General features: G+C 77.4%; 4 protein-coding genes. 1 reads left to right on the top strand and 3 read right to left on the bottom strand.

Features of this window, described 5'->3' with window-relative positions; genetic code table 11:
• Window positions 1-1,236: replication-associated recombination protein A (locus tag ACFWEK_RS19430; protein WP_430555102.1), on the bottom strand; the 1,236-nt coding region annotated here is incomplete at its 3' end.
• Between the two features lie 42 nt (window positions 1,237-1,278).
• Window positions 1,279-1,848: a TetR family transcriptional regulator gene (locus ACFWEK_RS19425; protein WP_430555101.1), complete on the bottom strand. Its 570-nt coding sequence runs from the start codon at window positions 1,846-1,848 to the stop codon at window positions 1,279-1,281.
• 89 nt (window positions 1,849-1,937) lie between these two features.
• Here ACFWEK_RS19425 and ACFWEK_RS19420 point away from each other — a divergent pair, with 89 nt between their 5' ends.
• A complete protein-coding gene (locus ACFWEK_RS19420) occupies window positions 1,938-3,452 on the top strand; it encodes an FAD-dependent monooxygenase (protein WP_430555100.1) in 1,515 nt (504 codons plus the stop codon).
• On the opposite strand, the gene ACFWEK_RS19415 is transcribed toward ACFWEK_RS19420, so the two are convergent.
• Window positions 3,441-4,261 (bottom strand): GNAT family N-acetyltransferase (locus tag ACFWEK_RS19415; protein ID WP_430555099.1); only part of this gene is annotated, 821 nt, incomplete at its 5' end. The two genes, ACFWEK_RS19420 and ACFWEK_RS19415, sit on opposite strands and share 12 nt — an antisense overlap.

The raw sequence follows: 4,261 nt of genomic DNA, 5'->3' as shown, positions 1-4,261 counted from the left end.
CCGGTACCCCTTGCCGTGCCCGAGCCCCTCGGCGCCCGCGTAGTGGGCGTCACGCAGGTGCGGAGGGACGACCCCTACCTTCCCCGCCCGCACGTCCGCGAGCGCCGCGTCGATCCCCTGGTACGCCCGGTTGGACTTCGGCGCGGTCGCCAGGTGCACGACCGCCTCCGCGAGGACGATCCGCCCCTCGGGCATCCCGATGAGCTGGACGGCCTGCGCCGCCGCCACCGCGGTCTGCAGGGCGGACGGGTCGGCCATGCCGACGTCCTCCGCCGCGGAGATCACGAGACGCCGCGCGATGAAGCGCGGGTCCTCGCCCGCGGCCACCATCCGGGCCAGGTAGTGCAGGGCGGCGTCCACGTCCGAGCCCCGGATCGACTTGATGAACGCCGAGACGACGTCGTAGTGCTGGTCACCGTCGCGGTCGTACCGCACGGCGGCGACGTCGACGGCGCGCTCGACCGTGTCGAGGTCCACGGCGACCGGGTCCCCGGGCGTGCGGCCGGGGACCGCGTCGGCGAGGGCCGCGCCGGCGGCGGCCTCCAGGATGGTCAGGGCCTTGCGCGCGTCCCCGCCCGCCATGCGCACGAGCTGGTCCTCGGCCTCGTCCGTCAGCTCGACGGCGCCGTCCAGGCCGCGCTCGTCCGCGACGGCGCGGCGCACGAGGGCCCGGACGTCGTCGCCGGTGAGCGGCTTGAGCGTGAGGAGCAGGGACCGGCTCAGCAGCGGGGAGTTGACCGAGAACGACGGGTTCTCCGTGGTGGCGGCCACCAGCGTCACCCAGCGGTTCTCGACGCTCGGCAGCAGCGCGTCCTGCTGCGTCTTGGAGAACCGGTGCACCTCGTCGATGAAGAGGACGGTCTCCTCGCCGCCCGTGGCGAGACGCCGCCGGGCGTCCTCGACGACCTGGCGCACCTCCTTCACGCCGGCGGTGACCGCGGAGAGCTCGACGAACCGCCGCCCGGAGACCGTCGCGACGAGGTACGCCAGCGTGGTCTTGCCCACGCCTGGCGGCCCCCACAGGATCACGGACCCCGGGGCGGCACGGCGCGCTGACTCGTCGTCCGGCTCCACCAGTCGGCGCAGCGGCGATCCCGGCACGAGCAGGTGCGCCTGGCCCGCGACCTCGTCGAGGGCGGCCGGCCGCATGCGCACGGCCAGGGGGGCGCTCGGGCCGCTGCGGCCGGTCGCCGGCGTGCCGCGGGTGCCGGTGAGCGCGGCGTCGAACAGGTCCATGCGGTCCAGCCTACGGAGCGCCACCCACGCCCCGGGCCCGCGTCACGGCTCGGGGGCTGTGATGTAGCGCTCGACGGTCGGGGCGAGCCAGGCGACGACGTCCGCGCGGGACATCTCGGCCGCGGGCCCGAACTTCAGCACGTACCGCAGCAGCGCCATCCCGAGGATCTGCGACGCGACCAGCGTCGCGCGGCGGGGCGCGTCGGCGGGGTCGCGGCCGAAGCGCTCGGCGGCGGGGACGAGCTGGTCCCGGAAGACGCCGCGCAGGCGCTCGGCGCCCGCCGGGTCGGTGACGCCGACGCGCAGCAGCGTGACGAGCACGCCGTCGCGCTCCCACAGCTCCAGGAAGTGCGTGACCAGCACGCGGCCGAGGTCGTCGGCGGGGATCCGCGCGGGGTCGGGGATGTCGAGGGCCACGTCCACCACCCGCGCGAAGAGGCCCTCCTTGGAGCCGAAGTAGCGGATGACCATCGAGGGGTCGATGCCCGCCTGGCCGGCGATGGCCCGCACCGTCGCGCCGTCGTAGCCGTCCTCGGCGAACCGGTCCCGCGCGGCCTCGAGGATCGCGGCGCGGGTGGCGTCCGAGCGCCGGGGTGCGGGGGTGACCTCCATGCCGGGAGCATATGCCAACACCTGTTGACCTCGCGGGCCGACGGGCCTACCGTCGAACATGCCAACGCTTGTTGACCTCGGGAGGGACCATGAGCGCGCGCAACAGGACGACACCGGACTCGGTGGCGGACGTGGTGGCGGACGTGGTGGTGGTCGGGGCCGGGCCCACCGGGCTGCTCCTCGCCGGCGACCTCGCCACGGCGGGGGCGCGCGTGACCGTCCTCGAGAAGCGGCCGGCGGGCCTGAGCAACCTCACCCGCGCGTTCGCGGTGCACGCGCGCAGCCTCGAGGCGCTCGACGCGCGCGGGCTGGCGGACGAGCTGCTCGCCACCGGTCGGCGGGTGCGGAGCATCCGGGTGTTCGGGCGGGCCGACGTGCGCCTCGACACGCTGCCCGGTCGGTTCCCGTTCGTGCTCGTCACGCCGCAGTACGAGGTGGAGCGGCTGCTGCGCCGGCGGGCGGAGGAGGCGGGCGCCCTGTTCCGGCACGGGATGCGCGTCGCCGACGTGGGCCAGGACGACGCCGGGGCCTCCGTGCTGGCGGTCGACGAGACCGGCGACGGGGCCGGCCACGAGGGAGGCGACGAGGCTGCCGGCGCCCCGGTCCGGTTCCGCGCGGCGTGGGTCGTCGGTACGGACGGCGTGCGCTCGACGGTGCGCCGGGCGGCGGGCCTGCCGTTCCCCGGGGAGACGGTGATCCGCGCGATGGTGCTGGCCGACGTCCGCCTCGCCCGGCCCCCGCAGGACGCGCTCACCGTGGCGTCGTCCGGGGGTGCGCTCGGCTTCCTCGCCCCGTTCGGCGACGACTGGTACCGGTTCATCGGCTGGGACGAGGCGCTCGACCCCGGCCACGAGGGGCCCGTGGACCTCGACGAGGTGCGCGCCGTCGCGCGGGCGACGCTCGGCGACGACCACGGCATGGCGGAGCTGCGGTTCGCCACCCGGTTCGCCGCCGACGAGCGCCAGGTGCCGCGGTACCGGGTGGGGCGCGTGCTGCTCGCGGGCGACGCCGCGCACGTGCACAGCCCGGCGGGCGGGCTCGGCATGAACACGGGGCTGCAGGACGCCGCGAACCTGTCGTGGCGCCTCGCCGCCGTGGTGCGCGGCGCCGACGACGCGCTGCTCGACGGGTACTCGGCGGAGCGCCACCCGGTGGGTGCCCAGGTACTGCGCGCGAGCGGGACCCTGCTGCGGCTCGCCACCCGCCCGGGACCGGCCGCAGCCGCCCTGCGCGCGGCGGGCGCCACCCTCCTGTCCCGCGCGGCGCCCGTGCGCCGCCGGGCCGCGGGCGTGGTGTCGGCGCTCGGCGTGCGCTACCCGGCACCGCCCGGGGCGCACCCCGCCGCCGGGCGCCGCGTGCCCGACCTGCCGCTGGTCGCGGGACCCTCGGGGTCGCGCCTCGCCGAGGCCCTGCGCGAGGGGCGCTTCGTGCTCGTCGGGCCCGCGGAGGGCGCCCCTGCGGAGGTCCCGCCGGGACCCGGCGAGCTCGACGTCGCCGAGCGGGTGGTCGTGCGGCGCGCGGACGGCCGCGACCCGACGCTGCTCGTGCGCCCCGACGGCTACCTCGCCGACGCCCGGGGGCCGACGACGACGTCAGGGGCGTGAGCTCTCGAACTCCTGACCCAGGACGTACCCCAGCCGCCGGTACACGCTGCGAGCGGCGACGTTGTGGGCGTAGGCGCCGAGGGTGACCATCGACGCCTCAGCGACGCCTGCGCGGGTCGCCGAGGCCGTCACGGCCGCCCCGATCCCCCGGCCCCGCCACGCCGGGTCCGTCCCGATCGACCCCAGGGTCCACGGCCTCCCCGGCACACGGCGCGACGCGCCCGCCACGGCGCGCACGACGCCGTCGTCGTCCCGCCAGCCCCACCAACGGGACCGTGGCTCGCCCACGGGCAGCTCGCCGTCCGGGTTCGCGACCGCGAGGCAGGAGGCCGCCTCGGCGCGTCCGGCGTCGCCCAGCAGCTCGCCGACCCGCTCCTCACCCGTGACGACGGCGGGCGGTTCCGTGACGGCGTACCAGTCCCAGGCGTCGAACGGCGGGTGGTCGAACGGCGCGGGGACGACGACGCCGTCGCGCGCGCCGAGCGCCGACACCGCGGCGTAGGTGCCGCGCGGCATGGACGCCCGCACGACGGGCCCCAGCCCGTCGGGGCGCAGCTCCGCCTCCGCGGCGAGGAGCAGGCGTGCCGCACCCTCGGCGCCCCCCACGGCCAGCAGGCTGACCCCGGTCGCGTCGTGGTCGACGGCCAGCGGGCGGCCGCCGTCGATCCGCTCGCGCCAGCGCAGCCGCACGAGGAACGCGTCGTCGTCGTGCCAGACGTGGCTGGCGTCCCACCCGCCGTGGGCGGCCTCGGCGACCACCACGGGGTGGTGCGCCCAGCGGGGAGGCACGCTCGCCCCGGCCACCTGGG

It is taken from the genome of Isoptericola sp. NPDC060257, from assembly GCF_042726645.1.
GTDB classification, from domain to species: domain Bacteria; phylum Actinomycetota; class Actinomycetes; order Actinomycetales; family Cellulomonadaceae; genus Isoptericola; species Isoptericola nanjingensis.
This window is presented reverse-complemented; position numbering and strand designations above follow the sequence as displayed.

Bases quoted from the DNA above. Each gene is read 5' to 3' on its own strand.
- ACFWEK_RS19425 (WP_430555101.1), bottom strand. From the start codon at position 1,848: ATGGAGGTCACCCCCGCACCCCGGCGCTCGGACGCCACCCGCGCCGCG.
- ACFWEK_RS19420 (WP_430555100.1), top strand. From the start codon at position 1,938: ATGAGCGCGCGCAACAGGACGACACCGGACTCGGTGGCGGACGTGGTG.